The sequence below is a fragment of the Streptomyces ureilyticus genome, from assembly GCF_011045025.1.
Taxonomy (GTDB): Bacteria; Actinomycetota; Actinomycetes; order Streptomycetales; family Streptomycetaceae; genus Streptomyces; species Streptomyces ureilyticus.
Window position 1 is genome coordinate 26,939 of sequence record NZ_JAAKZX010000009.1, and the last position, 25,635, is coordinate 52,573.

At 70.9% G+C, this 25,635-nt stretch carries 23 protein-coding genes and 1 pseudogene; 14 read left to right on the forward strand and 10 right to left on the reverse strand.

What is annotated here, in order from left to right; translation table 11 throughout:
- Nucleotides 1-72 precede the first annotated feature (72 nt).
- The 6 genes from G6048_RS04570 (at nt 73) to G6048_RS04595 (ending at nt 6,385) form a co-directional block, all read left to right on the forward strand.
- A complete protein-coding gene (locus G6048_RS04570) occupies nt 73-1,242 on the forward strand; it encodes an MFS transporter (protein WP_165338196.1) in 1,170 nt (389 codons plus the stop codon).
- A gap of 376 nt (nt 1,243-1,618) precedes the next feature.
- On the forward strand, nt 1,619-3,592 hold the full coding sequence (locus G6048_RS04575; RefSeq protein WP_328825671.1) for a sensor histidine kinase: 1,974 nt from the start codon (nt 1,619-1,621) through the stop codon (nt 3,590-3,592).
- A gap of 118 nt (nt 3,593-3,710) precedes the next feature.
- The gene (locus tag G6048_RS04580; protein WP_165338125.1) at nt 3,711-4,130 is read left to right on the forward strand and encodes a roadblock/LC7 domain-containing protein; all 420 of its coding nucleotides are present in this window, start codon (nt 3,711-3,713) and stop codon (nt 4,128-4,130) included.
- 5 nt (nt 4,131-4,135) lie between these two features.
- Complete coding sequence (locus G6048_RS04585) at nt 4,136-4,492, forward strand: DUF742 domain-containing protein (protein WP_165338126.1); 357 nt, start codon at nt 4,136-4,138, stop codon at nt 4,490-4,492.
- Nucleotides 4,473-5,105, forward strand: a complete 633-nt coding sequence (locus G6048_RS04590; protein ID WP_165338127.1) for a GTP-binding protein — start codon at nt 4,473-4,475, stop codon at nt 5,103-5,105. Before G6048_RS04585 ends, G6048_RS04590 begins: the two co-directional genes overlap by 20 nt.
- Nucleotides 5,102-6,385, forward strand: coding sequence for a cytochrome P450 (locus G6048_RS04595; RefSeq protein ID WP_165338128.1), 1,284 nt, complete (start codon nt 5,102-5,104; stop codon nt 6,383-6,385). Before G6048_RS04590 ends, G6048_RS04595 begins: the two co-directional genes overlap by 4 nt.
- Before the next feature lie 68 nt (nt 6,386-6,453).
- On the opposite strand, the gene G6048_RS04600 is transcribed toward G6048_RS04595, so the two are convergent.
- Entirely contained in the window at nt 6,454-7,680 is a 1,227-nt protein-coding gene (locus G6048_RS04600; protein WP_165338129.1) for a cytochrome P450, read from the reverse strand.
- 152 nt (nt 7,681-7,832) lie between these two features.
- Here G6048_RS04600 and G6048_RS04605 point away from each other — a divergent pair, with 152 nt between their 5' ends.
- Nucleotides 7,833-8,585: a maleylpyruvate isomerase family mycothiol-dependent enzyme gene (locus G6048_RS04605; protein WP_165338130.1), complete on the forward strand. Its 753-nt coding sequence runs from the start codon at nt 7,833-7,835 to the stop codon at nt 8,583-8,585.
- Here the strand turns inward: G6048_RS04605 and G6048_RS04610 are convergent, their stop codons facing one another.
- Complete coding sequence (locus G6048_RS04610) at nt 8,586-8,993, reverse strand: MarR family winged helix-turn-helix transcriptional regulator (protein ID WP_165338131.1); 408 nt, start codon at nt 8,991-8,993, stop codon at nt 8,586-8,588.
- 87 nt (nt 8,994-9,080) lie between these two features.
- Here G6048_RS04610 and G6048_RS04615 point away from each other — a divergent pair, with 87 nt between their 5' ends.
- Complete coding sequence (locus G6048_RS04615) at nt 9,081-10,577, forward strand: MFS transporter (protein ID WP_165338132.1); 1,497 nt, start codon at nt 9,081-9,083, stop codon at nt 10,575-10,577.
- 85 nt (nt 10,578-10,662) lie between these two features.
- Nucleotides 10,663-10,947, forward strand: coding sequence for a DUF6332 family protein (locus G6048_RS04620; protein WP_165338133.1), 285 nt, complete (start codon nt 10,663-10,665; stop codon nt 10,945-10,947).
- Here the strand turns inward: G6048_RS04620 and G6048_RS04625 are convergent.
- Together G6048_RS04625 and G6048_RS04630 are read right to left on the reverse strand one after the other, a co-directional pair.
- A complete protein-coding gene (locus tag G6048_RS04625) occupies nt 10,908-11,573 on the reverse strand; it encodes a response regulator (RefSeq protein ID WP_165338134.1) in 666 nt (221 codons plus the stop codon). The genes G6048_RS04620 and G6048_RS04625 overlap by 40 nt on opposite strands.
- The gene (locus tag G6048_RS04630) at nt 11,570-12,832 is read right to left on the reverse strand and encodes a sensor histidine kinase (RefSeq protein ID WP_165338135.1); all 1,263 of its coding nucleotides are present in this window, start codon (nt 12,830-12,832) and stop codon (nt 11,570-11,572) included. Before G6048_RS04630 ends, G6048_RS04625 begins: the two co-directional genes overlap by 4 nt.
- Nucleotides 12,833-13,047: 215 nt before the next feature.
- On the opposite strand from G6048_RS04630, the gene G6048_RS04635 reads away from it, so the two are divergent.
- Nucleotides 13,048-13,497, forward strand: a complete 450-nt coding sequence (locus tag G6048_RS04635; protein WP_165338136.1) for a nitroreductase family deazaflavin-dependent oxidoreductase — start codon at nt 13,048-13,050, stop codon at nt 13,495-13,497.
- A 16-nt stretch (nt 13,498-13,513) separates the two neighbouring features.
- Here G6048_RS04635 and G6048_RS04640 read toward each other — a convergent pair whose 3' ends face one another.
- On the reverse strand, nt 13,514-14,716 hold the full coding sequence (locus G6048_RS04640; protein WP_165338137.1) for a geranylgeranyl reductase family protein: 1,203 nt from the start codon (nt 14,714-14,716) through the stop codon (nt 13,514-13,516).
- A 175-nt stretch (nt 14,717-14,891) separates the two neighbouring features.
- On the opposite strand from G6048_RS04640, the gene G6048_RS04645 reads away from it, so the two are divergent.
- Nucleotides 14,892-16,247 (forward strand): dipeptidase, encoded by a 1,356-nt coding sequence (locus G6048_RS04645; protein ID WP_165338138.1) that lies wholly within the window; start codon nt 14,892-14,894, stop codon nt 16,245-16,247.
- 27 nt (nt 16,248-16,274) lie between these two features.
- On the opposite strand, the gene G6048_RS04650 is transcribed toward G6048_RS04645, so the two are convergent.
- Together G6048_RS04650 and G6048_RS04655 are read right to left on the reverse strand one after the other, a co-directional pair.
- Complete coding sequence (locus G6048_RS04650; RefSeq protein WP_165338139.1) at nt 16,275-17,318, reverse strand: NUDIX hydrolase; 1,044 nt, start codon at nt 17,316-17,318, stop codon at nt 16,275-16,277.
- A 262-nt stretch (nt 17,319-17,580) separates the two neighbouring features.
- On the reverse strand, nt 17,581-17,784 hold the full coding sequence (locus tag G6048_RS04655; RefSeq protein ID WP_165338140.1) for a hypothetical protein: 204 nt from the start codon (nt 17,782-17,784) through the stop codon (nt 17,581-17,583).
- Nucleotides 17,785-17,925: 141 nt separating this feature from the next.
- On the opposite strand from G6048_RS04655, the pseudogene G6048_RS04660 reads away from it, so the two are divergent.
- Nucleotides 17,926-19,224, forward strand: a pseudogene (locus G6048_RS04660) (glycoside hydrolase family 27 protein); the annotation flags it as partial.
- A 139-nt stretch (nt 19,225-19,363) separates the two neighbouring features.
- On the opposite strand, the gene G6048_RS04665 reads toward G6048_RS04660, so the two are convergent.
- Nucleotides 19,364-20,323 (reverse strand): ROK family protein, encoded by a 960-nt coding sequence (locus G6048_RS04665; RefSeq protein ID WP_165338141.1) that lies wholly within the window; start codon nt 20,321-20,323, stop codon nt 19,364-19,366.
- 308 nt (nt 20,324-20,631) lie between these two features.
- On the opposite strand from G6048_RS04665, the gene G6048_RS04670 reads away from it, so the two are divergent.
- Both G6048_RS04670 and G6048_RS04675 read left to right on the forward strand, forming a co-directional pair.
- Nucleotides 20,632-21,696: a LacI family DNA-binding transcriptional regulator gene (locus tag G6048_RS04670; protein WP_165338142.1), complete on the forward strand. Its 1,065-nt coding sequence runs from the start codon at nt 20,632-20,634 to the stop codon at nt 21,694-21,696.
- Nucleotides 21,697-21,699: 3 nt separating this feature from the next.
- Nucleotides 21,700-22,503: a hypothetical protein gene (locus tag G6048_RS04675; protein WP_165338143.1), complete on the forward strand. Its 804-nt coding sequence runs from the start codon at nt 21,700-21,702 to the stop codon at nt 22,501-22,503.
- On the opposite strand, the gene G6048_RS04680 is transcribed toward G6048_RS04675, so the two are convergent.
- Together G6048_RS04680 and G6048_RS04685 are read right to left on the reverse strand one after the other, a co-directional pair.
- Entirely contained in the window at nt 22,449-24,149 is a 1,701-nt protein-coding gene (locus G6048_RS04680) for a serine/threonine-protein kinase (protein ID WP_165338144.1), read from the reverse strand. The genes G6048_RS04675 and G6048_RS04680 overlap by 55 nt on opposite strands.
- A 129-nt stretch (nt 24,150-24,278) precedes the next feature.
- Complete coding sequence (locus G6048_RS04685) at nt 24,279-25,583, reverse strand: DUF6986 family protein (protein ID WP_165338145.1); 1,305 nt, start codon at nt 25,581-25,583, stop codon at nt 24,279-24,281.
- Nucleotides 25,584-25,635 lie beyond the last annotated feature (52 nt).

Sequence of the window (25,635 nt, forward strand, 5' to 3'; positions counted from 1 at the left end):
CTTGCCCCAGCCACCCACCCCACCTAGCCTGATTTTGTGCCGCAAATAAACAAAGCCCGAACGCGCAACGCCGTGCCGGGCAACGGCCACGACCTCGCCCGGCTCCGCATCGCCCTCACCACCTTCTTCGCCCTCGACGGCTTCATCTTCGCCGGCTGGGTCGTCCGCATCCCCGCCATCAAGGAGCAGACGAACGCCTCCGCCAGCGCGCTCGGACTCGCGCTCCTCGGAGTCTCCGCGGGCGCTGTGGTCACGATGATCCTCACCGGACGCCTCTGCCGCCGCTTCGGCAGCCACCCGGTGACGGTCGTCTGCGGCGTCCTGCTGTCGCTGAGCGTCGCGCTGCCGCCGCTGACGCACTCCGCGGCGGCACTGGGCGCGGTGCTGCTGGTCTTCGGCGCCGCCTACGGCGGGATCAACGTCGCCTTCAACAGCGCCGCCGTCGACCTGGTCGCGGCACTGCGGCGGCCGGTCATGCCCAGTTTCCACGCGGCCTTCAGCCTGGGCGGCATGGTCGGTGCCGGGCTCGGCGGACTGGTCGCGGGGTCCTTGTCCCCCACGCGCCATCTGCTCGGCCTCACCGTCATAGGCCTGGCGGTGACCGGCGTCGCCGGACGCACCCTGCTGCGGTACGAGGCCCCGGTACCGCCGGACCGCGGGCAGGACAAGGAACGCGCACCGCGCCGCCTCGACGCCCGCACCCGCACTCTGGTGACCGTCTTCGGCCTGATCGCCCTCTGCACCGCGTACGGCGAAGGCGCCCTGGCCGACTGGGGAGCCCTCCACCTGGAACAGGACCTGGACGCTCACCCGGGCGTCGCCGCAGCGGGCTACTCCTGCTTCGCGCTCGCCATGACGATCGGCCGGCTCAGCGGGACGACGCTCCTGGAACGGCTCGGGCGCACCCGGACGGTGGTGGCCGGCGGCGCCCTGGCCGCCGGCGGCATGCTGCTCGGCTCGCTCGCCCCTTCCGTGTGGGCGACCTTGCTCGGCTTCGCGGTCACCGGGCTCGGCCTCGCCAACATCTTCCCGGTCGCCATCGAGCGCGCCGGCGCCCTGGCGGGCCCCAGCGGCGTCGCGACCGCGTCCACCCTCGGCTACGGCGGCATGCTGCTCGGACCGCCCGCGATCGGTTTCATGGCGGACTGGTTCTCGCTGCCCATCGCCCTCACGAGCGTGGCGGCGCTGGCGGCGGTCGCCGCCCTCATCGGCGTGACGACACGTCATACGGCGGAGCGCTGACGTCCGCACGCCCGACGACCCTTTCCAGTCGGTCGCCTCGGCCGTCGCCCGAAATGGCTGAAGTTCGATTGCCGTCACGTGAATTCGGCACCGCTGGTCGGCATTCTTCTGCCGGAATTCCCCGCAATTATCGCGTGTACAGAGGCATGCCGAAAACGTCTGCTCCGCCCCTGGCTGGGGGGTGTTCGGCGGGATTCGAAGACGAAGTGCCGCCGGTCGGTGCGTAGCACAGGTACTGCCGCCGGGGCTCAGTATGCGTCGACCTGTTTTCAGCATGTGTGGGCGATGTGGAGGCCCGGCTTCCGGCCAGAACGCGTGGTTAGCATGGTCCGCAGTTCAACCGCCGTTGCACAGGGGCGAGTTGACCCTCCCACGCGTGCGCGGCACGCACACCACCCCCGAGAACATCGAGGATCGCGGCATGGCACATCCCGACGCGTCCAGTCCACGCCAGAGGTCTGCATGGCGGCTTCTGCCGGTCGCCTCGCTGGTGGTGACCGCGGCCGTCGGCACTCCTCTCGTACTCGCCGCACCGGACGCCGCACGCGACTGGGTCGCGGGCACGGTGGTGGGGGCGGGCGGCTGCCTCGTCCTGCTCGCCGCGGCGGCCACGCGGCTGCATCGCAAGCTCACCGCGCAGGTGGACAGGTCGGTGGCGGAGTCGGCGCGGCGTCGCTCCGAGGCGGAGTACCTGGCCGGCGCGGTGCTCCCGGAGCTGACGGCGGCCATCGAGGACCCCGCGAGCGGTCCCGTGTCCGCCGTGATGGGGCCGGGCACTGCCTGGCAGCCGACGGAGCCTCAACTCAGGGCTGTGCAGCACGCGGTGACGGAGGCGCTGGTCGCGGCGCAGCGGCGCGCGGCCACGGCGGACGGCGAGCGCGAGCAGGCGGTGCGGGCCTGGGAGGCCATCACCGGCGATCTACAGAAAGCCACCTCCCAGATCTTGCCCACGGCGGTACGGAGACTGGGCGAGGGAGCCTCACTGGACACGGTCCGCGCGGAGCTGCGGCTGTCCCAGTTCTCCAGCGCCGTCGTGCGCGACCTGGTGGACGCCGGCGTACGCGAACTCGCGGTGAGCGAGCGGCGTTCCGCGGCGGCCCGGGCCGCCAGTGCGAAGGCGCTGAGCCGGGTGCAGGCCCAGGCCGTGGGCATCCTGGCGGATCTGCGGGAGATGCAGGACCGGCACGGCGAGGCGGTCCTCGGCGACCTGCTCGAGCTGGACCACAGCACCTCCCAACTCGGTCTCCTCACCGACCGGTTGGCGCTGCTCATGGGCGGGCGGGCCAGCCGGTCCTGGAACAAGCCGATCCCGATGGAGAGCATCCTGCGCGGCGCCGTGGGACGGATCGCCGCGTACCGCAGGGTCAGCCTCAACTGCGCCAGCAATGCGGCGGTGGCCGGGTTCGCGGCCGAGGGCGTGATGCACCTCCTGGCCGAACTGATGGACAACGCGACCAGCTTCTCCGCGCCGATCGACCAGGTCCACGTCTATGTGGAGGAACGCTCCGCCGGCATCGTCGTCACCATCGAGGACAGCGGCCTGAAGATGGCCGACGCCGCGCTGCGTCGCGCCGAGGAGGCGGTGTCGGGCGCGATGAGCGACCTCGCCTCCCTTCAGGGGACCCGGCTGGGACTCGCGGTCGTCGGACGGCTCGCCGTCAAGTACGGCATCTCCGTCAGCTACCGCCCCTCCTCCCGAGGCGGCACCGGAGTCGTCGTACACCTGCCGGCGCAGTTGCTCGCCCAGCAGCGCACGGCACTCGCGGAACCCCCGCTGCACGACCCTTCGGCGCGACCGCGCGAGCGCGTGCCGGCAGGTGCCGGGCGCACCGAGGCTCGGACGGCCGACAGGCGGCGGGCGACATCGGTCGGCGGTTCGCGGACACCGGACACGCTGGACGGGTCGCGAATGCCCGGGACTTCTCCCGCGCCGGCCGATTCACGGACGACGAACACGCCGACCGGTTCACGGACGACGGAGCCGCCGGACGGTTCGAGGATGCCCAACACCCCTGTTCCGCCGACCCGTTCGCGGATGCCGGAGACGCCGGCCCCCGCACCCGCCGCCCCCTCGTCGGCCGCTTCCGCCCCGACCGGCGACAACGGTTCGGTGACCGCCAACGGCCTTCCGGTACGTCCCCCGGGTCGCACGATGGCGGCAGCCGAGCATGTCCGTACGCCTGCGGAACGTCCAGCGGGCGACAAGCCCGTCGCCCGTGACGCCGGCAAGAGCTTCGGCGCCTTCCACCGCGCGCGCCTCGCCGCGGCGGCCGGTGAGGCCGCGGCAGCCGAGGAGGCGGCCCGAGCCGCCGAACCGGCCGAAACGGCCGACCCGCACGACGCCGACTGAGCCCGGCCCTTCTTCTCGCGGGACGCCTTGACCGGGCGCCCCGACCCGCCACAGACCGGAGATTGGAGGAAAGGGCCGGTGGCCGGGCCTCAACGGATCACCAGCTCTTCACCCACCCATGCAGACCACTGACACCACACTGACCTGGCTCCTGGAAGGTCTTCTCGAGCGCGCCCCCGGCACCCGGCACGCCCTCGTGCTCTCCCGCGACGGGCTGAAGCTGTGCTGGACCCAGCAGTTGGACGTCGACCAGGCGGACCAGCTCTCGGCCATCGCCTCCGGGATGCAGGCCCTGGCGCAGGGCGCCTCGGTCGAGTTCGGCGACGGCAGTGGCGGCGTACGCCACTCGATGACGGAGTTCTACGGCGGGCTGCTGTTCATCGTCGAGGCCGGGCAGGGCGCGCACCTCGCGGTCGTCGCGGACGACGGCGCCGACCCGGGTGTGGTGGGGCACCACATGACCGACCTGGTGGAGCGGATCGGCGAGCACCTGCGTGCCGAGGCCCGCGACCCGATGGACCTGACAGAGGAGAGCTGATCCCGATGAGCCGACGTCCGGTCGACACCGGGGACCCGGACCGGCTGTACACCATCACCGGGGGCCGTAGCGAAGCTCCCGACGATCTCGACCTCGTCTCGCTGATCGTCAGCGAGTGCGAGCCCGCTCGGGGCATGCAGTCCGAGCACGTCCGGATCCTGGAGCTGTGCCGTCGCCCGGCCGCCGTGGTCGAGATCGCCGCCGAGTTGAAGCTGCCGGTGACGGTCGTCCGGATCCTGGTGGGCGATCTGCTGGCGATGGCGAAGGTCACCGCTCGCCATCCCCGGCCCGCATCGGCGGCGGCCGCCCTGCCCGAATCCGCTCTCCTGCTGGAGGTTCTCGATGGACTCCGTAAGCTTTGAGCCCTCCACAAGCTCTGAGCCCCCTGCCCGTACGCCGCTCAGCGCCACGGCCGAGACCGGGCTCAAGATCGTCGTGGTGGGCGGCTTCGGCGTCGGCAAGACCACGCTGGTCCGCTCGGTGAGCGAGATCCGCCCCCTGAACACCGAAGAGGTCATGACCGAGGCCGGTGTCGGCATCGACCGGACGGCGGGTCTGGCCGACAAGTCCACGACGACCGTCGCCTTCGACTTCGGCCGGATCAGCCTGAGCGAGCGCACGGTTCTGTATCTGTTCGGTGCCCCGGGCCAGGAGCGTTTCTGGTTCCTGTGGGACCGGCTCTTCGTGGGGACCCTGGGTGCCGTCGTGCTGGTGGACACCCGTCGGATGAGCGACTGCTGGTACGCGATCGACCGCCTGGAGCACCACAGGACGCCCTTTGTCGTCGCGGTCAACCGGTTCGAGCACGACTCCAACGCCTTCTCCCTGAGCGAGATCCGCCAGGCACTCGCGCTGCCCGAGCACGTACCGCTGATCGACTGCGACGCGCGGGTCCGCTCGTCCGGCAAGAACGTCCTGATCACTCTTGTCGACCACCTCTACGAACTGGCCATGGCCCGGGAGATGACCCCATGAACGACGACGCGACCGGCTTCGACCCGCGCCCCGCCGACCCGAAGCGGACCACCTCGGGCTGCCCGGCGCACGCGGACGCGGTTCCGCTGAGCGGCCTGGAGTACCAGCAGACTCCCGCCGCGCTGTACCAGGAGCTGCGCCGCACCCACGGCTCCGTGGCGCCCGTACTGCTGGACGGGGACGTACCCGCCTGGCTGGTCCTCGGCTACCCGGAGGTCTCGTTCGTCACCGCCCACGACGAGCTCTTCGCCCGCGACTCGCGACGCTGGAACCAGTGGGAGAACATTCCCGCGGACTGGCCGCTGCTGCCCTTCGTCGGCTACCAGCCCTCGGTGCTGTTCACGGAGGGCGCCGAGCATCAGCGGCGGGCCGGTGTCATCACCGAGGCCCTGGAGGGCGTCGACCAGTTCGAGCTCGGCGTCAACTGCGCGCGGATCGCCGACCAGCTCATCGACGCCTTCACGGGCAGCGGCGAGACCGAGCTGATGAGCACGTACGCGCACCCCCTGGCGATGCGGGCCGCGGTGGAGATGTGCGGCATGGCGGCCCACAGCACGGACACCGACGATCTCGTACGGGACCTGCGGATCTCCCTGGACACGGGTGAGGGCGAGGATCCGGTCGCCGCGTACGTGCGCGTACAGGAGCGCATCCAGCAATTGGTGAAGGACAAGCGCGCGGAGCCCGGCGCGGACGTGGTCTCCCGCATGCTGGCCCACCCCGAGGGGCTGAGCGACGAGGCGATCGTCCAGGACCTGATCTCGGTCGTCGCGGCGGCCCAGCAGCCCACCGCCAACTGGATCTGCAACACGCTGCGGCTGCTGCTCACCGACGACCGCTTCGCGCTGAACGTCTCCGGCGGCCGGGTCAGCGTCGGCGAGGCCCTCACCGAGGTGCTGTGGCTGGACACCCCGACCCAGAACTTCATCGGCCGCTGGGCGGTGCGCGACACCCTGCTCGGCGGGCGCCGGATCAAGGCGGGCGACTGCCTGGTCCTCGGGCTCGCGGCGGCGAACACCGACCCGCAGATCTGGCCCGAGGGCCATGTCGGCGCCGAGGGGAACGGCGCCCATCTGTCCTTCTCCAACGGCGAACACCGCTGCCCGTACCCGGCTCCGCTGCTCGCCGACGTCATCGCGCGCACGGCCGTCGAGACGCTGCTGGAGCGTCTGCCCGACGTCGTCCTCTCGGTCGAGCCAGAGGACCTCGTATGGCGGCCGTCCATCTGGATGCGGGGGCTGACCTCACTGCCGGTGGAGTTCACGCCCATTCTGCGGTGACGCCCGCCCGTGCCCGTACGAGCATGTCGTACTGACACGTCGTACGGGCTCGTCGCGGCCGGAAGGGATCAGGGCGCGGCCGGGGTGAAGCGCACCGGCAGCGCCTGTGGTCCCCGGGTGAACACGCCCTGCTCGGCTGGCCGAAAACCGTCGGCGAGCCGCATGTCGGGCATGGCGTCGAGGAGTTGGCCCACCCCGATCTCGACCTCGGCGCGGGCCAGCAGGGCGCCCACGCAGAAGTGACGGCCCAGGGCGAACGCGAGATGGTCGGCCGCGGCGGAGAAGGCCTTCGTGGTGGTCAGATCGTCGCGGAAGATGTCGAAGCGGTCCGGGTCCCGGTAGCGGGCGGGGTCCCGGTTCGCGGCTCCGATCAGGCAGGTCACCGTGGCCCCCGGCGGAACGGTGCCGCCGCTCAGCTCCACCTCCTCGGCCGACTGACGCATGATCATGTGGACCGGCGGGGTGTACCGCAGGGTCTCCGCGAAGGCCCGCTCGATCAGTGAGCGGTCCTCCCGTACGGCCTGGAGCTGTTCGGGATGCGCCAGCAGGTTGGCGAAGATGCTCGCGAGGGCCTTGTCCGTGGTCTCCCCGCCCGCCGCGAGCAGCAGACTGCAGAACGCCTTGATGTCCTCGTCGCTCATGCGCACGCCTTCCACTTCGGCGGCGCACAGAGTGGACAGCAGGTCGTCGCCGAGGTGGTCACGGCGGTGCCGGATGATCGGGATCATGTACTCGGCGAACTCGACGCGGGTGCGTTCACCGGCCGCGGCGACTTCCGGATCGCCCGCGAGATTGCCGAGGAAGGCGATCACGGACGTGTACCAGCGGTGGAAGCGGTCATGGTCGGCCTTGTCCAGGCCGAGCATGTCGGCGATCACGTTGACGGGGAAGCGTGTCGCGAAGTCCGCGACCAGATCGGCATTTCCAGTGCGCCGGAAGCGGTCGATGAGGGATCGGGCGTTGTCCTCGATGACGGGCAGGAACTTCTCCTGCAGGTCACGGCCGCGGAAGGCGGGGGCGACCAGGGCCCGGCGCACGGCGTGCTCGCGCCCGCTGAGCGTCAGGATCGTCCGGCCGTGCACAGGCTCGATCTGCCATACGTAGTTGTCGGTGGTGAACTGTCCGTCGCGGTCCTTGAAGATCCGTTCGACGTCTTCGTAGCGCGACACGATGTAGCTCTGGGTGGCCTCGTGCCAGATCAGCGGGGCGTTCTCGCGCATGACCCGGTAGGCGGGATAGGGATCCTCGGCGAATTCGTTCGACAGGATGTCGGGCAGGTCCGGTGCGGTGGTCACGTGGGGGGACTCCTTGAAGCGTCAACCGGCAGACGGTTCAAGGCTATTGATCATGCGGGGCCGGGGCACAGCCGATTACTGGCCGAGCCGCGCCCGCGAGACGAGGGCACATCCCTTCCCCCCGACCGCACTCCGTCCGGCAGACTCACCCCATGGAGACCGCACAGCTCATCGCAATCCTCGACACCGAGGGCCAGTTGCTGGCGACGGCGGCCGAAGAGGCCGGGACCGAAACCAAGGTGCCCACCTGCCCCGGCTGGCAGGTGCGGGACCTGGTGCGGCACACGGGCATGGTGCACCGCTGGGCGACGGCGTTCGTCGCCGAGAGACACACCTCGTACCACCCCGACGAAGGCCTGCCGGATCTGGACGGTACGGAGCTGATGACCTGGTTCCGCGAGGGCCACCGGCGGCTGGTCGACACGCTCGCGGGCGCCCCTGCCGACGTGGACTGCTGGAGCTTCCTGCCCGCACCCTCGCCGCTCGCCTTCTGGGCACGGAGGCAGGCGCACGAGACGACGGTGCACCGGTACGACGCGGAGTCCGCGCTCGGCGGCACCCCGAGCCCGATCGCCGTCGACTTCGCAATCGACGGGATCGACGAACTGCTCTTCGGCTTCCACGCCCGCAAGAAGAGCGCGGTGCGCACGGAGGTGCCGCGCGTGCTGAGGGTACGGGCCGAGGACACCGACGCCGTGTGGACCGTACGACTGTCACCCGAACCGCCGATCAGCGAGCGGGGCGAACTGGCCGACGCCGACTGCGAGTTGATGGGTCCGGCGGCCGATCTCTACCTGTCGCTGTGGAACCGTCGGCCCTTCTCGGGCGTGACCGGAGACCCCGCCCTCGCGACGCTGTGGCGCGAGACGTCGGCGATCACCTGGAGCGGACCCGCGCGACGATGATCAGTCGCCTGGACCTGCCGCCAGCATCCGCCCCAGCACGGCGCGCTGCACCGGAAGCACGTCGCCGTGCAGCGCGCGCCCCTCGAGCGTGAGCGAGACGCGCACGCCCCGCCGGTCCTGCGGGCACATGCAGCGCTCCACCAGACCATCCTTCTCGAGCCGGCCGATCAGCCGGGACAGTGCGCTCTGGCTGAGATGGACCCGCTCGGCGATCTCCTGGACGCGATACGCACCGGCGCCGTCGGCCGCGGCGCATCCTGCCAGCACGTCGAGCACCTCGAAGTCACTGGCGCACAAGCCGTGTTGATGCAGTGCGCGGTCGAGCTCGGACACGGTGCGCGCGTGCACCGCGAGGAGGTCGCGCCACTGGTCGACGAGCCCCTGCTCAACGTTCTCCGCAGCCGCCATGACGCCGGACCGTAGCAGAAATAAGGCTTTGTTGCATCCGAATTAAATGCGCTTGCAGTCAATGCATGCGCATGTAGTGTGTGGCGCATGACCTCTCCGCTCCCCAACTCCGCGACCCAGGAACGTTGGACACCTCGGTTGTGGGGCACCCTCCTGGTGCTCTGCGCCGCGATGTTCCTGGACGCGCTGGACGTATCGATGGTCGGCGTCGCCCTGCCGTCCATCGGCTCCGAACTCGACCTCTCCACCTCGTCCCTGCAATGGGTCGTCAGCGGCTACATCCTGGGCTACGGCGGCCTGTTGCTCCTCGGCGGACGGACCGCCGACCTGCTCGGCCGCCGCCAGGTCTTCCTGGTCGCCCTGGCCGTGTTCGCGCTCGCCTCACTGCTCGGCGGACTCGTCGACTCCGGCCCGCTGCTGATCGCCAGCCGCTTCATCAAGGGCCTGAGCGCGGCGTTCACCGCACCCGCCGGCCTGTCGATCATCACCACGACGTTCGCCGAGGGCCCGCTGCGCAACCGCGCCCTCTCGGTCTACACCACCTGCGCCGCCACCGGTTTCTCCATGGGCCTCGTCCTGTCCGGTCTGCTCACCGAGGCCAGCTGGCGCCTGACCATGCTGCTGCCCGCGCCCATCGCGATCATCGCCCTGATCGCCGGCCTCAAGCTGCTGCCGCGCAGCGAGCGGGAGAAGAACCACAACGGCTACGACATCCCCGGCGCCATCATCGGCACGGCCTCAATGCTGCTGCTCGTCTTCACCGTCGTCCAGGCCCCGGAGGTCGGCTGGGCCTCGGCCCGTACGCTGCTGTCGTTCCTCGCCGTCGCCGTCCTGCTCGCCGTCTTCGTCCGCATCGAGCAGCGTTCAGCAGGTCCGCTGGTCCGGCTCGGCGTGCTGCGCTCCGGCAACCAGATACGGGCCCAGCTCGGTGCGATGACATTCTTCGGCTCGTACATCGGCTTCCAGTTCCTGGCCACGCTGTATCTGCAGACGCTGCTCGGCTGGTCCGCCCTGGAGACGGCGCTGGCCTTCCTGCCCGCGGGCGCGCTGGTGGCACTGTCCGCCACGAAGATGGGAGCGGTCGTCGACCGGTTCGGCACGCGGCGGCTGATCCCGGTGGGCTTCGCCAGCATGGTCATCGCGTACGCGCTGTTCCTGAACATCGACCTCAACCCCGTGTACGCGGCGGTGATCCTGCCGACGATGCTGCTGATCGGCGCGGCCTGCGCGCTGGTCTTCCCCTCGCTCAACATCCAGGCCACCAACGGCGTGGACGACCACGAGCAGGGCATGGTCTCGGGGCTGCTCAACACTTCGGTGCAGGTGGGCGGCGCGATCTTCCTGGCGATCGTGACGGCCGTCGTGACCGCGAGCGCCTCCGACGAAGCCTCTCCGCAGGCCGTCCTGGACAGCTACCGCACGGGGCTGATCGTGGTGACGGCGATCGCCGTCCTCGGCCTGCTGATCACGGCCACGGGTCTGCGCAAGCAGCGTACGCAGCAGACGACGATCCTGGTCGCCAAGTCCGAGTCCGTACAGGAGGGTCAGGAGGAGCGCGAGGAGCGGGTGCCGGTCCGCGACTGATCCCACTCCACTTCCCTCTGCGCAACTACGTGCGCCCGGCGGGCTGTTCTTGCCCGCCGGGCGCACTGCTGTGAGACTTCGACGCATGGAGAACAGTGGGGGACGGCGGACTCAGGCCGAGCGGGACGCGATCACCGTCGAGATCGGCTACGCGCTGGCCAGTGCGGCGATCTTGGCCGCCCTCGTGTTCGGGGCCGTGTCCGGTCCGGCGCTGCTCTTCGATCTGGCGCCCGGCGCCGAGGACCTGCTCCTCATGGCCGGGAGCGGGCTCGCGGTCATCCTCTTCTTCGTACGTGTCGTCAGTGTGCTGGTCCGTTTCCAGCGGGGTCCTCAGCCCAGCCAGCCCGGCCGCACCAAACCCGACTCGTAGGCGAGTACTACCAGTTGGGCCCGGTCGCGGGCGCCCAGCTTCACCATCGTGCGGCTCACATGGGTCTTCGCCGTGAGCGGGCTGACGACCAGCCGACGGGCGATCTCGTCGTTGGACAGCCCGATGCCCACCAGGGCCATCACCTCCCGCTCCCGCTCGGTGAGTTCGGCGAGCGACCGAGCGGCGGCCGGCTCCTTGGACCGGGCCGCGAACTCGGCGATCAGCCGCCGCGTCACGCCGGGCGAGAGCAGCGCGTCGCCTTCGACCACGGCCCTGACCGCGCGCAGGAGTTCGTCCGGTTCGGTGTCCTTGACGAGGAAGCCGGAGGCCCCGGAACGGATGGCTTCGAAGACGTACTCGTCGAGCTCGAAGGTGGTGAGCATGACCACCCTGACGTCCTGGAGGCCGGCGTCCTCCGTGATACCGCGGGTCGCTTCGAGACCGTCGAACCGGGGCATACGGATGTCCATCAGGACGACGTCGGGGCGCAGTTCACGCACCTTGCGCAGCGCCTCCTCGCCGTCGGCGGCCTCCCCCGCGACCTCAATGTCCTTCTGTGCGTCGAGGAGTGCCTTGAAGCCTGCGCGGACCAGTGACTGGTCGTCGGCGAGCAGTACGCGGATCACCGGTCCTCCTTGAGTTCGGCGAGCTTGGCTTGGTGCTCGAGCGGCAGCACGGCCAGTACCCGGAATCCGCCGTCCTCGCGCGGCCCGGCCTCGATCGTGCCACCCAGGGCCGCGGCCCGCTCCCGCATTCCGGCCAGTCCGTTGCCGCTGCCGCCCGCGTCGGCACCGGTCGCCGGTCCGTCGTCGTCGATACGGAGTTTCAGAGCGTCGTCCTCGTAGCAGAGCAGCACGCGCGCGTGCCGCGACCCTGAGTGCCGTACGACATTGGTCAGCGCCTCCTGCACGATGCGAAAGGCAGCGAGATCGGCACCCGGCGGCAGGGCCCGCCGCTTCCCCTCGGTCTCGACGCCGACGGTCAGTCCGGCGCTCGCCGCCTGCTCGACGAGTTCGGGAAGCCGGGAGAGTCCGGGCGCCGGCGCGCGCGGCGCGTCACCGGGCGTACGGAGCGTGTCGAGCACCTGGCGTACTTCTCCGAGGGCCTCCTTGCTCGCCGCCTTGATGGTGGTGAGCGCGGTACGGGCCTGCTCCGGGTCGGAGTCGAGCAGTGCGAGGCCCGTGCCCGCCTGGACGTTGATCACGGAGATGCTGTGCGCCAGGACGTCGTGCAGTTCGCGGGCGATCCGCAGCCGCTCCTCGTCGGCGCGGCGCCGGGCCGCCTGCAGACGTTCCGTACGCTCCCGGTCCCACTGCTCACGGCGTACGCGGACGAGTTCGGAGACGGCGGCGATGGCCACCATCCAGATGGCGACCGAGACGTCCTCGCCCCAGTCACCCACCGTGTCGCCGTCCGGCGGCAGCCACCGATAGAGCCAGTGCCCTTCCAGCAGATGGGCCACCCACAGCAGGCCGAGCGCCGCCCAGGCCGCCCGCCGGTGCCCGGCGACAACCGCGCTGAAGCAGGCGAGCGCGATGGTCAGGAAGATCGGACCGTACGGATATCCGGCACCGAAGTAGAGCAGCGCCGACACCGCGACACCGAACACCACCGGCACCGGATACCGATGCCGCCACAGGAGCAGCAGGGTGCCCACGAGCAACAGCGCCCGGGCGAACGGGCCCAAGGGCTCACGAAAACCTTCCTGCGCCTCGGCCGCGAAATTACTGCCGACCTGCACGAACACGGTGAGCAGCAGCGTCGAACGCCACGGCCGGCTCGGCCGGCTCTCCGCTGCCTCGTCGTCGCCCTCGTTCCACCACGGCGACCCGTGCCGCCATCGCCACGGCGGACCGCCACACAGGCGTGTGCGCTGCTCTTTCATGCCAGCCACGCTAGACGCCACCACCGGTCCGGTCGTCCGCCGAGCGTGGCGATCACACGTACTCCCGGGGAAGTATCTCCTTTGTTCGTCCTGCGTCAGGACCCCGACTGCTGCCGTCTCGCGCTACTCCCGTGCCGATGTCCTGAGGTCGTGCACACTGCTCTCAAGCGAGAGCACTGCTCTCGCGACCGACATCGACCAGTGGGAGTCCCGCGATGGCACAGCAGCGCTACATCAAGCCCGGCGGATTCGAGGCAGGCATGAACCGCTTCATCGGCTGGCTCGCCCGCCGCGGCCTCAGCCTCGTCGGCAGCGCCGAGCTCTCCGTCCGCGGGCGCAAGAGCGGCGAGTGGCGACGCGTGCCGGTCAACCCGCTCCCGTACGAGGGCGGCCCGTACCTCGTCTCGGCGCGCGGCCACTCCGAGTGGGTGCGCAATCTTCGGGCGGCCGGCGGTGGTCGACTCCAAGTGGGCCGGAAAACGCGGGAGTTCACGGCCGTGGAGCTGCCCGACGAGGAGAAGCCCGTCGTCCTGCGCACCTACCTCAAGAAGTGGGGCTGGGAGGTCGGCCGTTTCTTCGGCGACGTCACGGCCAAGTCCAGCGACGAGGAGCTGCTCGCCGCGGCGCACAACCACCCCGTCTTCCGGATCACCGTCAAGAGCTGAACACGCCTCTTGCGGGTCAGCGGTCGAGCGCGGTCAGGGCGCGCCCGGCCAGGGGATGCGTACGGACGATCTCGCCCAGGGAGGTCGCTCCGCGGGTGATCCCCGTGAACGCCTTCCAGGCGGGCCTGAAACCCGTGAGCGCCGCGTGGAACATGCCGGGACGGCGTGCGAAGACCATGAGCAGGCGCTTTCCCACGCTCATCTCGACGCCCAGGCCCGCCTTGATGGCGAAGGCGTAGTTCAGGGCCTGGCGCCGGGTGTCCACGGCGTCGTTCGCCTCGGCGATCCGTACCGCCCACTCCCCCGCGAGCCGCCCCGACCGCAGCGCGAACGAGATTCCCTCGCGCGTCCACGGCTCGAGCAGCCCCGCCGCGTCCCCGCACACCAGCACCCGCCCGCGGGAGAGCGGCGAGTCGTCGGCGCGGCAGCGCGTCAGATGCCCGGACGAGATGCTCGGTTCGAAGCCGGCGAGCCCGAGCCGGGCGATGAAGTCCTCCAAGTACCGCTTGGTGGCGGCTCCTTCACCACGCGCCGAGATCACGCCGACGGTGAGGGTGTCGCCCTTGGGGAAGACCCATCCGTAACTGCCGGGCATGGGCCCCCAGTCGATGAGGACGCGCCCCTTCCAGTCCTCGGCGACGGTCTCCGGGACGGGGATCTCCGCCTCCAGGCCGAGGTCGACCTGGTCGAGCTTCACCCCGACGTGGGCTCCTATCCGGCTGGCGCTGCCGTCCGCGCCGACCACGGCGCGCGCCAACACGGTCTCGCCGTCCTGCAGTACGACGGCCACGGTGCGCCGGTCCGGTACGGCGGAGCCGTGCTGTTCCACGCGCGCGACCGTGACGCCGGTGCGCAGTTCGGCGCCCGCCTTCTGGGCGTGCTCGACGAGCCGCTGGTCGAACTCGGGCCGGTTGATGAGCCCGAAGAGCATCTGCTTGGAGCGGCGGGTGCGGGTGAACCTGCCGTCGAGCGAGAACGTGACCGCGTGCACCCGGTCCCGCAGCGGCAGCTCGAAGCCGGGCGGCAGGGCGTCGCGCGAGGGGCCGATGATGCCGCCGCCGCACGTCTTGTAGCGGGGCAGCTCCGCCTTCTCCAGCAGGAGCACGCGGCGCCCCGCGACCGCTGCCGCATAGGCCGCCGAGGCGCCCGCGGGCCCCGCACCGACCACGACGACATCCCATACCCGCTGTGCGTCGCCCGAAGAGTTCTCGCTGCTCACGATGGTCTGCCGCTCCGATCCAGCCGCCTGCCGCTTCCGCCTCCCGCATCCTACGGCGGGCCTCGGCGAACACCGCTGTGGGAGTATCGGCAGCGAATGCACGACGCGCACCCGTACGCGCGTGCATCCCACACGTACCCATCCGTACAACGTCGCACCTACGAGGAGCGTGCCCATGTCGTCGAACCCGGTCGCCGAGACCGTCGCCTCGCTGATGCCCAGGGCGAAGGCGGAGCTCACCGAGCTGGTGGCCTTCAAGTCGGTGGCGGACTTCGACCAGTTCCCCCGGAGCGAGAGCGAGGGCGCCGCGAACTGGGTGGCCCAGGCGCTGCGCACCGAGGGCTTCCAGGACGTGGCGCTGCTCGACACCCCGGACGGCACACAGTCGGTGTACGGCTTCCTGCCCGGGCCCGAGGGCGCGAAGACCGTGCTGCTGTACGCGCACTACGACGTGCAGCCGCCGCTCGACGAAACGGCGTGGGTGACACCGCCGTTCGAGCTGACGGAGCGCGAGGGCCGCTGGTACGGGCGGGGCGCCGCCGACTGCAAGGGGGGCGTCATCATGCACCTCCTCGCGCTGCGCGCGCTGAAGGCGAACGGCGGCGTCCCGGTCAACGTCAAGGTGATCGCGGAGGGTTCGGAGGAGCAGGGCACGGGCGGCCTGGAGCGGTACGCCGAGGACCACCCGGATCTCCTCACCGCCGACACGATCGTCATCGGTGACGCCGGCAACTTCCGGGTCGGCGTGCCGACGGTCACCACGGCGCTGCGCGGCATGACCCTCGTACGGGTCCGGATCGACACCCTGGGCGGCAACCTGCACTCGGGGCAGTTCGGCGGCGCGGCGCCCGACGCGCTGGCCGCGCTGATCCGGGTACTGGACTCGCTGCGCGCCGAGGACGGTTCGACGACGGTCGACGGGCTGACGGGCGAAGCACGCTGGGACGGCCTGCAGTACGAGGAAGGCCAGTTCCGCGAGGACGCCAAGGTGCTCGAGGGCGTCGAGCTGATCGGCTCCGGCACGGTGGCCGACCGTATCTGGGCGCGTCCGGCCGTGACCGTGCTCGGCATCGACTGCCCGCCGGTGGTCGGCGCCACCCCGTCCGTGCAGGCGGGCGCCCGCGCCCTGGTCAGCCTGCGAGTGCCGCCGGGCGTGGACGCGGCCGAGGCGACCAAGCTGCTCCAGGCCCACCTGGAGGCGCACACGCCGTGGGGCGCGCGGGTGAGCACCGAGCAGATCGGTCAGGGCCAGGCGTTCCGCGCCGACACCTCCAGCCCGGCGTACGCGGCGATGGCCGAGGCGATGCGCGTCGCGTACGACGGGGCGGACATGCAGTACGCCGGGCAGGGTGGCTCCATCCCGCTGTGCAACACCCTCGCGTCCCTCTACCCGAGCGCGGAGATCCTCCTGATCGGCCTGAGCGAGCCGGAGGCGCAGATCCACGCGGTGAACGAGAGCGTGTCTCCTGAGGAGTTGGAGCGCCTGTCGGTCGCCGAGGCGCTGTTCCTGCGCAACTACGCGGCGGGCTGAGCCAGTTCGCGAGCGCTGGCCGAGGGCCTATCCCACGGGCACGCCGGCCTCCAGATAGAGCGCCGCTCCCCGTTCCCGCGCGCGCAGTGCCCAGCGCAGCCGCTCGTAGCGGACCGGTGGCAGCAGGGTGGCGGCCTCCTCCTCGCTGGCGAAGCGCCAGTCGCGCAGTTCGGGGCCCGGCAGCAGCATCCGCCGGGCCTCGGTGCTGTCGAGCCGTCCGCCGTCGAAGAGGAGGCGCAGTCCGCCGTAGCCGGGGGGTGCGGGCGGCTCCCAGTCGACGACCAACAGGCTTGGTACGTCGTCGAGTTGGATGCCGGTCTCCTCGGCGACCTCGCGAATGCCCGCGCGTGCGGGTGCCTCGCCGCGTTCGACGACACCGCCGGGGAACTCCCAGCCCGCCTTGTACGTGGGATCGACGAGGAGGACGCGGTTCTGCTCGTCGAAGAGGAGCACCCCGGCGGCGACGGTCTCCGCGGTGGGCTCCGGGGTCTGCACGATGTCGCAGACGGGGACGGCGCCGGTGCGCACGGCGTCGGCGATCCGTTCCGCGGACTCGCACGGGGTGAGCGTGCTGGTATCCACGAGGTGGGCGTCGGCGGTGAGCCAGCCGGCCAGGGCGGTGCGGTAAGGCTCGATGTGGTCGTACGACCACTGGCGCACCCGTATCTCCCCGTCGGGCAAGTCGGGTGGCACCTCGCGGTCGGCTATTCGTTCCCGCAGGATCGTTTCCGCCGGGGCGAGGAGCACATGCCGGACCGGAATCCTGCGGGAGGCGAGTCCGCCGAAGATCTCGTCGCGGTAGTCCTGGCGGAGCAGGGTCATGGGTACCACCAGGACGCCGCCGAGTTCGGCGAGCAGCGCGGCCGCGGTGTCGACCACGAGCCGGCGCCAGATGGGCAGGTCCTGGTAGTCACCGACCTCGGCCAGATGCTTGGGCGGCAGTAGCTGCGTCAGCCCGGCTCCGATGAGCTCGGGGTCGAACAGTGTGCTGTTCGGGATCAGGTCGATCAGTTCCCGTGCGGTGGTGGTCTTCCCCGCACCGAACGCGCCGTTGATCCAAACGACGGTCACGGTTCCCCCTCTTCTGTTGACCCCCTGAGGCTTGCCCTCCACCTTGCCACGGAAACCAGGTCCTGATGAGTGCGCCTCCCGCCGCCGCGGGGACAGGGGTCGGAGACAGGGCACGGGCGGACACAGGGTCGTATACATGCGGAAGCCCGGCCGTGGGCGGGCCGGGCTTCCTGTCGGGACATCGCGATGTCGATATGTCGAGCTACAGGGACGGTCGGGCTGCTGGGCTGTCGAGATACGGCCCGGCGGAGCTGGAGTTCGCTCAGCCCATCTGCTGCTGGGTGTCCTCCACCACGGGGTTGACCGCCGCCTGGCCCTCGTCGGCCGTCTTGTCCAGCGTGCCGATCGTGTCCTGTACGTCGAGCTTGCCGAGGGCGTCGCCTTCGAGTGAGTGGGACGGGGTGACGGCCGCCACCACGAATCCGGCGGCGAGGGACGCGACGGCGAGCATGCTTCGCTTCTTCATGCCCGGCTCAACTGCGAAACGGGGCATGAGTAACGGTCAGCCGTTCTTCCAACATGGTGCGACGCGGCCTACCGTGAGCGCGGCCGACGACTTCCACCCCAGGAGTCACCTCATCTTTCGCGAGTACGGAGGAACGTAACGATGCGTCATCTCCCAACCCGCACCACCCGAAGAAGAGTGATCGGAGCGCTCGCCACGGCCGTCCTGTGCACGAGCGGGCTCACGGCCTCCGTCGCGGCACAGGTCCCGGGCGACCCGTCGGGCGGCACTGCCGGACCTCTCCTCGACGACGGGCAGGCCCGCACCCCGCCGATGGGCTTCAACAACTGGAACGCCACGCACTGCCGGGCCGAGTTCGACGAGTCGATGGTCAAGGGTGTCGCCGACATCTTCGTCGAGAAGGGACTCAAGGACGCCGGCTATCAGTACGTCAACCTGGACGACTGCTGGGCGCTGCCGGAGCGCGACACGAACGGGAAGTTGGTGCCGGATCCGGTCCGTTTCCCCAACGGAATCAAGGCAGTTGCGGACTACGTCCACTCCAAGGGACTCAAGCTCGGCATCTACACCAGCGCCGGTACCAAGACGTGCAACACGGCCGGCTTCCCCGGCGCGCTGGGCCATGAGTACAGCGACGCCCAGCAGTTCGCCGACTGGGGCGTCGACTACCTCAAGTACGACAACTGCAACAACCAAGGCGTGGACGCCAAGCAGCGTTACACGACCATGCGTGACGCACTCAAGGCCGCCTCCGAGAAGACGGGGCGCCCCATCGTCTACAGCATCTGCGAGTGGGGCGAGAACAAGCCCTGGGAGTGGGCGGCGGACGTCGGGCATCTGTGGCGTACGACCGGTGACATCAGCGACAACTGGGGCTCGATGCTGTCGATCATGAAGAAGAACCTGCCGCTCGCCGAGTACGCCGGTCCCGGGCACTGGAACGACCCCGACATGCTGGAGGTCGGCAACGGCGGGATGACGGACACGGAGTACCGCACGCACTTCTCGATGTGGTCGATCATGGCCGCGCCGCTGCTCATCGGCTCCGATCTGCGGTCGGTGTCCGAGGAGACCTTCGACATCCTCGGCAACGAAGAGGTCATCGCGGTCGATCAGGACCCGCTGGGCAAGCAGGGCGCGGTCGTGTTCTCCGAGGGCGGGCGCTGGGTCGTCGCCAAGGAGATGAAGGACGGCAGCCGCGCGGTGGCCCTGTTCAACGAGACCGGCAGCGCACAGCGGATCGCCACGACCGCGCGGGCCGTCGGGCTGCCCGAGGCCGCCGCGTACACGGTGCGCGACCTGTGGCAGCACAAGAGCCACACCACGACTGGAGCGATCACGGCGACCGTCCCGGCGCACGGCACGGTTCTCGTCCGCGTCTCGGCCGACACGAAGGGGGCCGGGCATCCGGTCGCCACCGAACTCGCCCTGGAGGCAGCCGGTTAGGCCGATGCGGACAGGCTGACCGCCGCGCTCCGTTCGGCCGAGCCGGGCCCGGTCGACGCGGCAAGTGCCGCCTTGCGCTGACCGCCGCGCGGTTCGGCCAAGCCGCTCGTACGAGATCCCGCGCGGCGTGGCGTCAGCCTCCCACCCCCGCCGCTGTCGCGCTCGGCCTCCGGCTGAGCGCGGCCGCCGCGGCGCCGACCAGGCCCGCGTCCGTGCCCATCTGGGCGGGCGCCACGGTGAGGCGCTGGGCGAACGACAGCGTCGCGTAGTCGCGCAGGGCGGCACGCAGGGGCGTGAACAGGAGGTCACCCGCCTTGCCCACTCCCCCGCCTATCACCGCGATGTCGATCTCCACCAGGTTCGCCGTCGCGGCGATGCCCGCGGCCAGGGCGTGGGCGGCGCGCTCGAAGGAGGCCAGAGCGACCGGGTCGCCCGCGCGGGCTGCGGCGGCCACCGCGGCGGCCGAGGTGTCGCCGTCGGGGCCGGGCTGCCAGCCGCCCTCGATGGCGCGGCGCGCGATGTTCGGCCCGCTCGCGATGCGCTCGACACAACCGCGGGACCCGCACGGGCAGAGGTCGCCGTCGAGGTCCACACTGATGTGCCCGATGTGGCCGGCGTTGCCCGTGGGCCCCGGATGCAGTCGGCCGCCCAGGACCAGGCCGCCGCCGACGCCCGTGGAGACGACCATGCACAGCGCGTTGTCGTGCCCGCGGGCCGCGCCCTGCCAGTGTTCGGCGGCCGTGATCGCCACGCCGTCGCCGATCAGCTCCACGGGCAGTCCGTCGGTGGCGGCGCGGACCCGCTCGACCAGCGGATAGTCGCGCCAGCCCGGGATGTTCACAGGGCTCACCGTGCCCTTCGAGGCGTCCACCGGGCCCGCGCTGCCTATGCCGAGGGCGCTGGCGCGGCTCCACAGCGGCGAGCCGGTCAGCTCGCCGAGCACGGCCTCGACGGCCCCCATGATCGTGTCGCCGTCCTCCTGCGCGGGCGTCGCGCGCTGCGCGCGCAGGAGGATCCGGCCCTGGCCGTCCACCAGCGCTCCGGCGATCTTGGTGCCGCCGATGTCGAGCGCGGCCACGAGGTCGGTGTGCATCTGTGTCTGCTTCTCCCGGTGCGGTGTCGTTCCTGCGGCGGCCGCGGCGGCGGCGCCCCCGAAGTCTTACCAGGGATGTCCCCCCTTGACCCCGGCCGTTGGAACAGGCAGCACGACTGGCCTCGACGTCAGGCAGCACGACTGGTCCCGTAGCAGGGCGGGCCGGAGAATGCGGGGGATAGTGTCTCCCGCATCTGACAACGTTGTCCAGGCCCTATGCTCGACGCCACATCCGTATGAGCACGGAACAACCACGCATTGACCACGCACTGAGTACGCAGTAGAGCACGTCAGGACCAACGCACCCCGTGGACAACAGGACAGGACAGCGCATCGTGGCCGAGACCGCCCGCCGAACCGACAACCGCTACGGCAACCGTCCGACCATGAAAGACGTCGCGGCGCGTGCCGGAGTCGGCCTCAAGACGGTGTCGCGCGTAGTCAACGGTGAGCCGGGGGTCACCCCGGACACCGAGCGCCGGGTGCAGGAGGCGATCGACGCGCTGGGCTTTCGCCGCAACGACAGCGCGCGGGTGCTGCGCAAGGGACGCACCGCGAGCATCGGCCTGGTCCTGGAGGATCTCTCCGACCCCTTCTACGGCCCGCTCAGCCGCGCGGTCGAGGAGGTGGCACGCGCCCACGGCGCCCTGCTGATCAACGGTTCCAGCGCCGAAGACCCGGACCGCGAGCAGGAGTTGGTGCTTGCGCTGTGCGCACGCCGCGTCGACGGGCTCGTCGTCATCCCGGCCGGTGACGACCACCGCTATCTGGAACCGGAGATAAAAGCGGGCGTCGCCACGGTCTTCGTGGACCGCCCCGCCGGCCAGATCGACGCGGACGTCGTCCTGTCCGACAACTTCGGCGGTGCGCGCGACGGCGTCGCCCATCTCATCGCCCACGGGCATCGCCGGATCGGCTTCATCGGCGACATGCCCCGCATCCACACCGCCGCCGAGCGGCTGCGCGGCTATCGCACCGCCATGGAGGCCGCGGGCATCCCGGTCGAGGAAGCCTGGACGTCGCTGGGCGTCACCGATCCGCAGCGGGTCCGCCGGGCCGCCGAGGCCATGCTGTCGGGGCCCTCTCCCGTCACCGCGATCTTCACGGGCAACAACCGCGTGACGGTCACCGTCGTCCGCGTCCTCGCCGAACACTCCCGGCCCGTCGCCCTCGTCGGTTTCGACGACATCGAACTCGCCGATCTCCTCCAGCCCGGCGTCACCGTCGTCGCCCAGGACTCCGCCCAGCTCGGCCGCACCGCCGCCGACCGCCTCTTCCACCGCCTCGACGGCACGCTCGCCCTCCCCGAGCGCGTCGAACTCCCGACCAGGCTGATCACCCGAGGCTCGGGCGAACTGCCGCCGGCGAGCTGACCGATGACGCATCCGGATCACCGCACCCTCACGGCACTCGGCCTCGCCGAGGCCCCGCGCGATCGCCCCCTGACCTATCCGGGCGCCTGGCCCGAGGAGTCCGGACTCCTGGACGGCGACCGGCTGCTGCCGCTGGCCCGCCTCACCTTCGAGGACCGCGTCCCCGTCCTCGCGGTCGGCTCCAACGCCTGCCCCGCCCAACTCCGCCACAAGATGCGGGAGTACGGAGTCACCGCGCCCCTCCCCCTGGTGAAGGCGAAGGTCACGGGCATCGAGATCGGCGTCTCCGCGCACATCACCGGGCTCGGTTACGTGTCCGCCTCCCCCTTCCGCGCCCCCGGACTCACCCGCGAGTTGTTCCTCACCTGGCTCAACCCGGCGCAGCTCGACGCGATCGACAGGAGCGAGGGCGTCACCTCGCCGTCCGGCCCGTACGACCGTGTCCTGCTGCCCGCTGCCGACGTTTCCGTCGAGCTGGAGTCGGGCGAACTGCTCGACGGCGCACATCTCTACGTCAACCGGCGGGGCGTCCTCCACAACGGCTCCGGCACCCCGCGCACGCATCCCGGCGAGCACGCGCTGCTCACCGAACTCCTCGCCGCATCACCGCGGTTGAGGGCTCTGTTCGGCTCCACACCCGAGGAGTTCTGCGCCCGGGCGCGCGGCAACCTGGCACTGTGCAGGCGCGGCACCCGGCTGTTCGCCGAGTTGGGGTGGACGACTGCCTCCGGCCTGGAGAAGTACGTACGCGCTCAGCAGACCGGCAGTCCCGGCACCGGTTCGTCGTTGTCGCCGCCCTTGATGTAGACGTCGCTGATGAAGACGTCTTTGCTGCCGCTGTCGTCGTCGGTCTTCGCCCACCAGATGTTGGTCCACTCGTCGTAGGTCTCGCGGCGGCCCAGGTTCTGCTGGCAGTAGAAGTAGTTGGTGCCCGCCTTCAGGGTGCCGACCTCGGCTCCGTCCGCGGTGTAGGACGCGGCGGTGCGCCAGACCTCGCAGTTGTACTTGCCGTCGCCGATGAAGCTGCAGACGGGGGCGGGGTTGTTGCCGCCTCCGCCGCCGCTCGTGCCGCCCGAGTTGCCGCCTGTGGCGCCGCTGTCGTCGGTGGCGCTCGGCGAGGGGGCGGGGTCCTTCGTCGTCGGGTCGGCGCCCTCCGTCCGCTCCGGCTTCCCGGGGGCGGGCGTGGGCGTCGTCTCCTTGTCGCCCTGCTCGGTGGGGTCGGGGTCGCCGGACGGGGTCAGCGTGCCACGGCTGGGGTCCGCCGAGGACGGGGAGTCGCCGGCTTCCTGGGAGGCCGAAGACCGTGCGGAGTTCTTGGAGTCGTCGGTGTTGGTCAGCAGGCCCACGGTGACGCCGGTCGCGGCCAGGACGGCGGTGACGGCAGCGGCGGCGAGAAGGGCTCGGGCCTTACGAGGCCGGGGGCCGCCGCCGGAGTCGGAGGCGGTGGTCTCGTCCTGAGGCTGTGGTCCTGCGGGACCCGGCCCGGCCGAGCCCGGAGCCCCGAAGCCGGGCGGTACCGCCGGGACGCTCCGCTCGGTGGCCTCGCGTTGCTTCGACGCGGGTCCGCGCAGGTTGGTCGTCGCGGAGTCCTGGCCGGCCGTCCGCGCCACCGCTTCCAGCAGCTCGCGTGCGCGGTCGGCGTCCGGCCGGTCCTCCGGCTGCTTCTGCATGAGCTCGTGCAGTACGGGGCCCAGCGGCCCCGAGCCCCGTGGCTCGGGCAGCGGGTCGGACACGATCGCGGTGAGCGTGGACCAGGTCGACGTACGGCGGAACGGTGAGGTGCCCTCGACGGCCGCGTACAGCGTGGCGCCCAGGGCCCACACGTCGGAGGCGGGCCCGAAGTCGTGGCCCTGGGCCCGCTCGGGCGCCAAGTAGTCGAGGGAGCCGACCAGTTCACCGCTTCGGGTGAGATGCGTGGTGGCGCCGTCGCCGGGGTCCTCCATCGTCGCGATGCCGAAGTCGGTGAGGACCACGCGGCCGGAGCGGTCGAGCAGGATGTTGCCGGGCTTCACGTCTCGGTGCAGGACTCCGGCGCCGTGGGCGGCGGCCAGGGCGTCCATGACCTTCGCACCGATCTCGGCGGCCTCGCCCGGTTCGCGGGGACCCTCCTCACGCAGGACATCGTCCAGAGAGGGCCCGTCGACCAGCTCCATGACGATCAGCGGACGCCCGTCGACCTCGGCCACGTCATGCACGGCGATGACTCCGGGGTGGCGCACGCGGGCCGCCGCGCGCGCCTCGCGCTGCATCCTGCGCCCCAGGTCCGCCAGTTCGGGCCCTCCGGCGTCGGTGTACGTCCGCAGTTCCTTGACCGCGACCTCACGGCCCAGGACTTCGTCGAGGGCCCGCCAGACGACGCCCATACCGCCGCGCCCGAGCTGGGCCACTACGCGATAGCGCCCGGCCAGGAGCCGACCGACCCCGTCCGCGCGTTCGTTCTCCCCCGAAGACACCGCTGCCCCGTTCCTGTGTCGCGCCATGAGTGGCGTACAGCCTACGGGTCACGAGTGACAGTCGATGCACAAGAGCGGCCGCTGTAACGCGGTCGGTACGCGAGGGTCGCCACTGGCCCTACGGGCCCTCTACTGGGGCGAGTTCGTCAAGTCGGCTCGCCTCGGCGCCGCGTAACCTTCCAGGTCCGCGCGGGTCAGACCCGTCACACGCGCCACCTCCGCGATGTCCAGGGCACCGCAGTCCAGGCCCCGCAACAGGTAGCCGCTGAGCGCCTTGGCGGTCGCGGGTTCGTCCATCACGTCGCCGCCCGCGCGGTTGACGTACCGGGCGAGGCGCGCGGCGGCCTGCTCGAAGCCCTCGCGGTAGAAGGCGAACACGGCGGCGTACCGGGTCGGAAGGTGACGCGGGTGCATGTCCCAGCCCTGGTAGTAGGCGCGGACAAGGGCGCGGCGGGTGAGGCCGTAGTGCAGCCGCCAGGCGTCGTGGACCTGCGAAGTCGGGCCCACGGGAAGGACGTTGGTGGAGCCGTCCGAGACACGTACGCCGGTGCCTGCCGCCGCGACCTGCATGATCGCCTTGGCGTGATCGGCTGCCGGGTGGTCGCTCGCCTGGTGGGCGGCGCTGACGCCGAGGCAGGCGCTGTAGTCGAAGGTCCCGTAATGCAGGCCCGTGGCGCGGCCCTCGGCGGCCTGGATCATCCGCGCGACGGTGGCGGTGCCGTCGGTGGCGAGAATGGCCTGGCTGGTCTCGATCTGGATCTCGAACCCGATCCGCCCGGGCTCGAGTTGGTGTGCCTTCTCGAACTCCTCCAGCAGCCGCACCATCGCGGTGACCTGCTCGGCGTACGTCACCTTCGGCAGCGTCAGGACCAGCCCGTCCGGCAGTCCGCCCGCCTCCATCAGCCCGGTCAGGAAGATGTCGAGGGTCCGGATGCCCCGGTCGCGTACTGGAGCCTCCATACACTTCATACGGATGCCCATGTACGGGGCGGCCGTGCCCTTCTCGTACGCCTCCGAGACCAGCCGTGCCGCACGGGCGGCGGCCTCGTCCTCCTCGGCGTCGGGGCACGGGCCGTAGCCGTCCTCGAAGTCGACACGCAGGTCTTCGATGGGCTCGTGCTCCAGCTTGGCTCGTACACGGGCGTGGACGGGTTCGGCCAGTTCGTCGGCGAGGCCGAGGACGGCGGCGAGCGAGGCGGCGTCCGGGGCGTGGTCGTCGAGGGCGGCGAGGGCCTGGTCGCCCCAAGAGCGGATGGTGTCGGCGGCGAACATGTCACCGGGTACGTAGACGGTGTGGACGGGCTGACGGGTCCCCGGGTCTCCCGGGTAGCGGCGCTCCAGTTCGGCGTCGACCGGGGCGAGGGAGGCGCTGATCTTCTCGCTGACGGCGCCCGCGAGGCTCGTCGCCACCTTCTCTTGCGCGCCCTGCCCCATCCCGACACCCTCTCGATTTTCCGCTGGCCGGAATCAACAATCCGTAGAGCGA

Excerpts from the sequence above, each read along its gene's own strand:
- G6048_RS04685 (WP_165338145.1), bottom strand. The coding sequence starts at position 25,583 with ATGGGGCAGGGCGCGCAAGAGAAGGTGGCGACGAGCCTCGCGGGCGCC.
- G6048_RS04635 (WP_165338136.1), top strand. The coding sequence starts at position 13,048 with ATGGCACAGCAGCGCTACATCAAGCCCGGCGGATTCGAGGCAGGCATG.
- G6048_RS04665 (WP_165338141.1), bottom strand. The coding sequence starts at position 20,323 with ATGCACACCGACCTCGTGGCCGCGCTCGACATCGGCGGCACCAAGATC.
- G6048_RS04630 (WP_165338135.1), bottom strand. The coding sequence starts at position 12,832 with ATGAAAGAGCAGCGCACACGCCTGTGTGGCGGTCCGCCGTGGCGATGG.
- G6048_RS04605 (WP_165338130.1), top strand. The coding sequence starts at position 7,833 with ATGGAGACCGCACAGCTCATCGCAATCCTCGACACCGAGGGCCAGTTG.
- G6048_RS04620 (WP_165338133.1), top strand. The coding sequence starts at position 10,663 with ATGGAGAACAGTGGGGGACGGCGGACTCAGGCCGAGCGGGACGCGATC.
- G6048_RS04655 (WP_165338140.1), bottom strand. The coding sequence starts at position 17,784 with ATGAAGAAGCGAAGCATGCTCGCCGTCGCGTCCCTCGCCGCCGGATTC.
- G6048_RS04590 (WP_165338127.1), top strand. The coding sequence starts at position 4,473 with ATGGACTCCGTAAGCTTTGAGCCCTCCACAAGCTCTGAGCCCCCTGCC.
- G6048_RS04580 (WP_165338125.1), top strand. The coding sequence starts at position 3,711 with ATGCAGACCACTGACACCACACTGACCTGGCTCCTGGAAGGTCTTCTC.
- G6048_RS04585 (WP_165338126.1), top strand. The coding sequence starts at position 4,136 with ATGAGCCGACGTCCGGTCGACACCGGGGACCCGGACCGGCTGTACACC.
- G6048_RS04645 (WP_165338138.1), top strand. The coding sequence starts at position 14,892 with ATGTCGTCGAACCCGGTCGCCGAGACCGTCGCCTCGCTGATGCCCAGG.
- G6048_RS04610 (WP_165338131.1), bottom strand. The coding sequence starts at position 8,993 with ATGGCGGCTGCGGAGAACGTTGAGCAGGGGCTCGTCGACCAGTGGCGC.
- G6048_RS04595 (WP_165338128.1), top strand. The coding sequence starts at position 5,102 with ATGAACGACGACGCGACCGGCTTCGACCCGCGCCCCGCCGACCCGAAG.
- G6048_RS04615 (WP_165338132.1), top strand. The coding sequence starts at position 9,081 with ATGACCTCTCCGCTCCCCAACTCCGCGACCCAGGAACGTTGGACACCT.
- G6048_RS04675 (WP_165338143.1), top strand. The coding sequence starts at position 21,700 with ATGACGCATCCGGATCACCGCACCCTCACGGCACTCGGCCTCGCCGAG.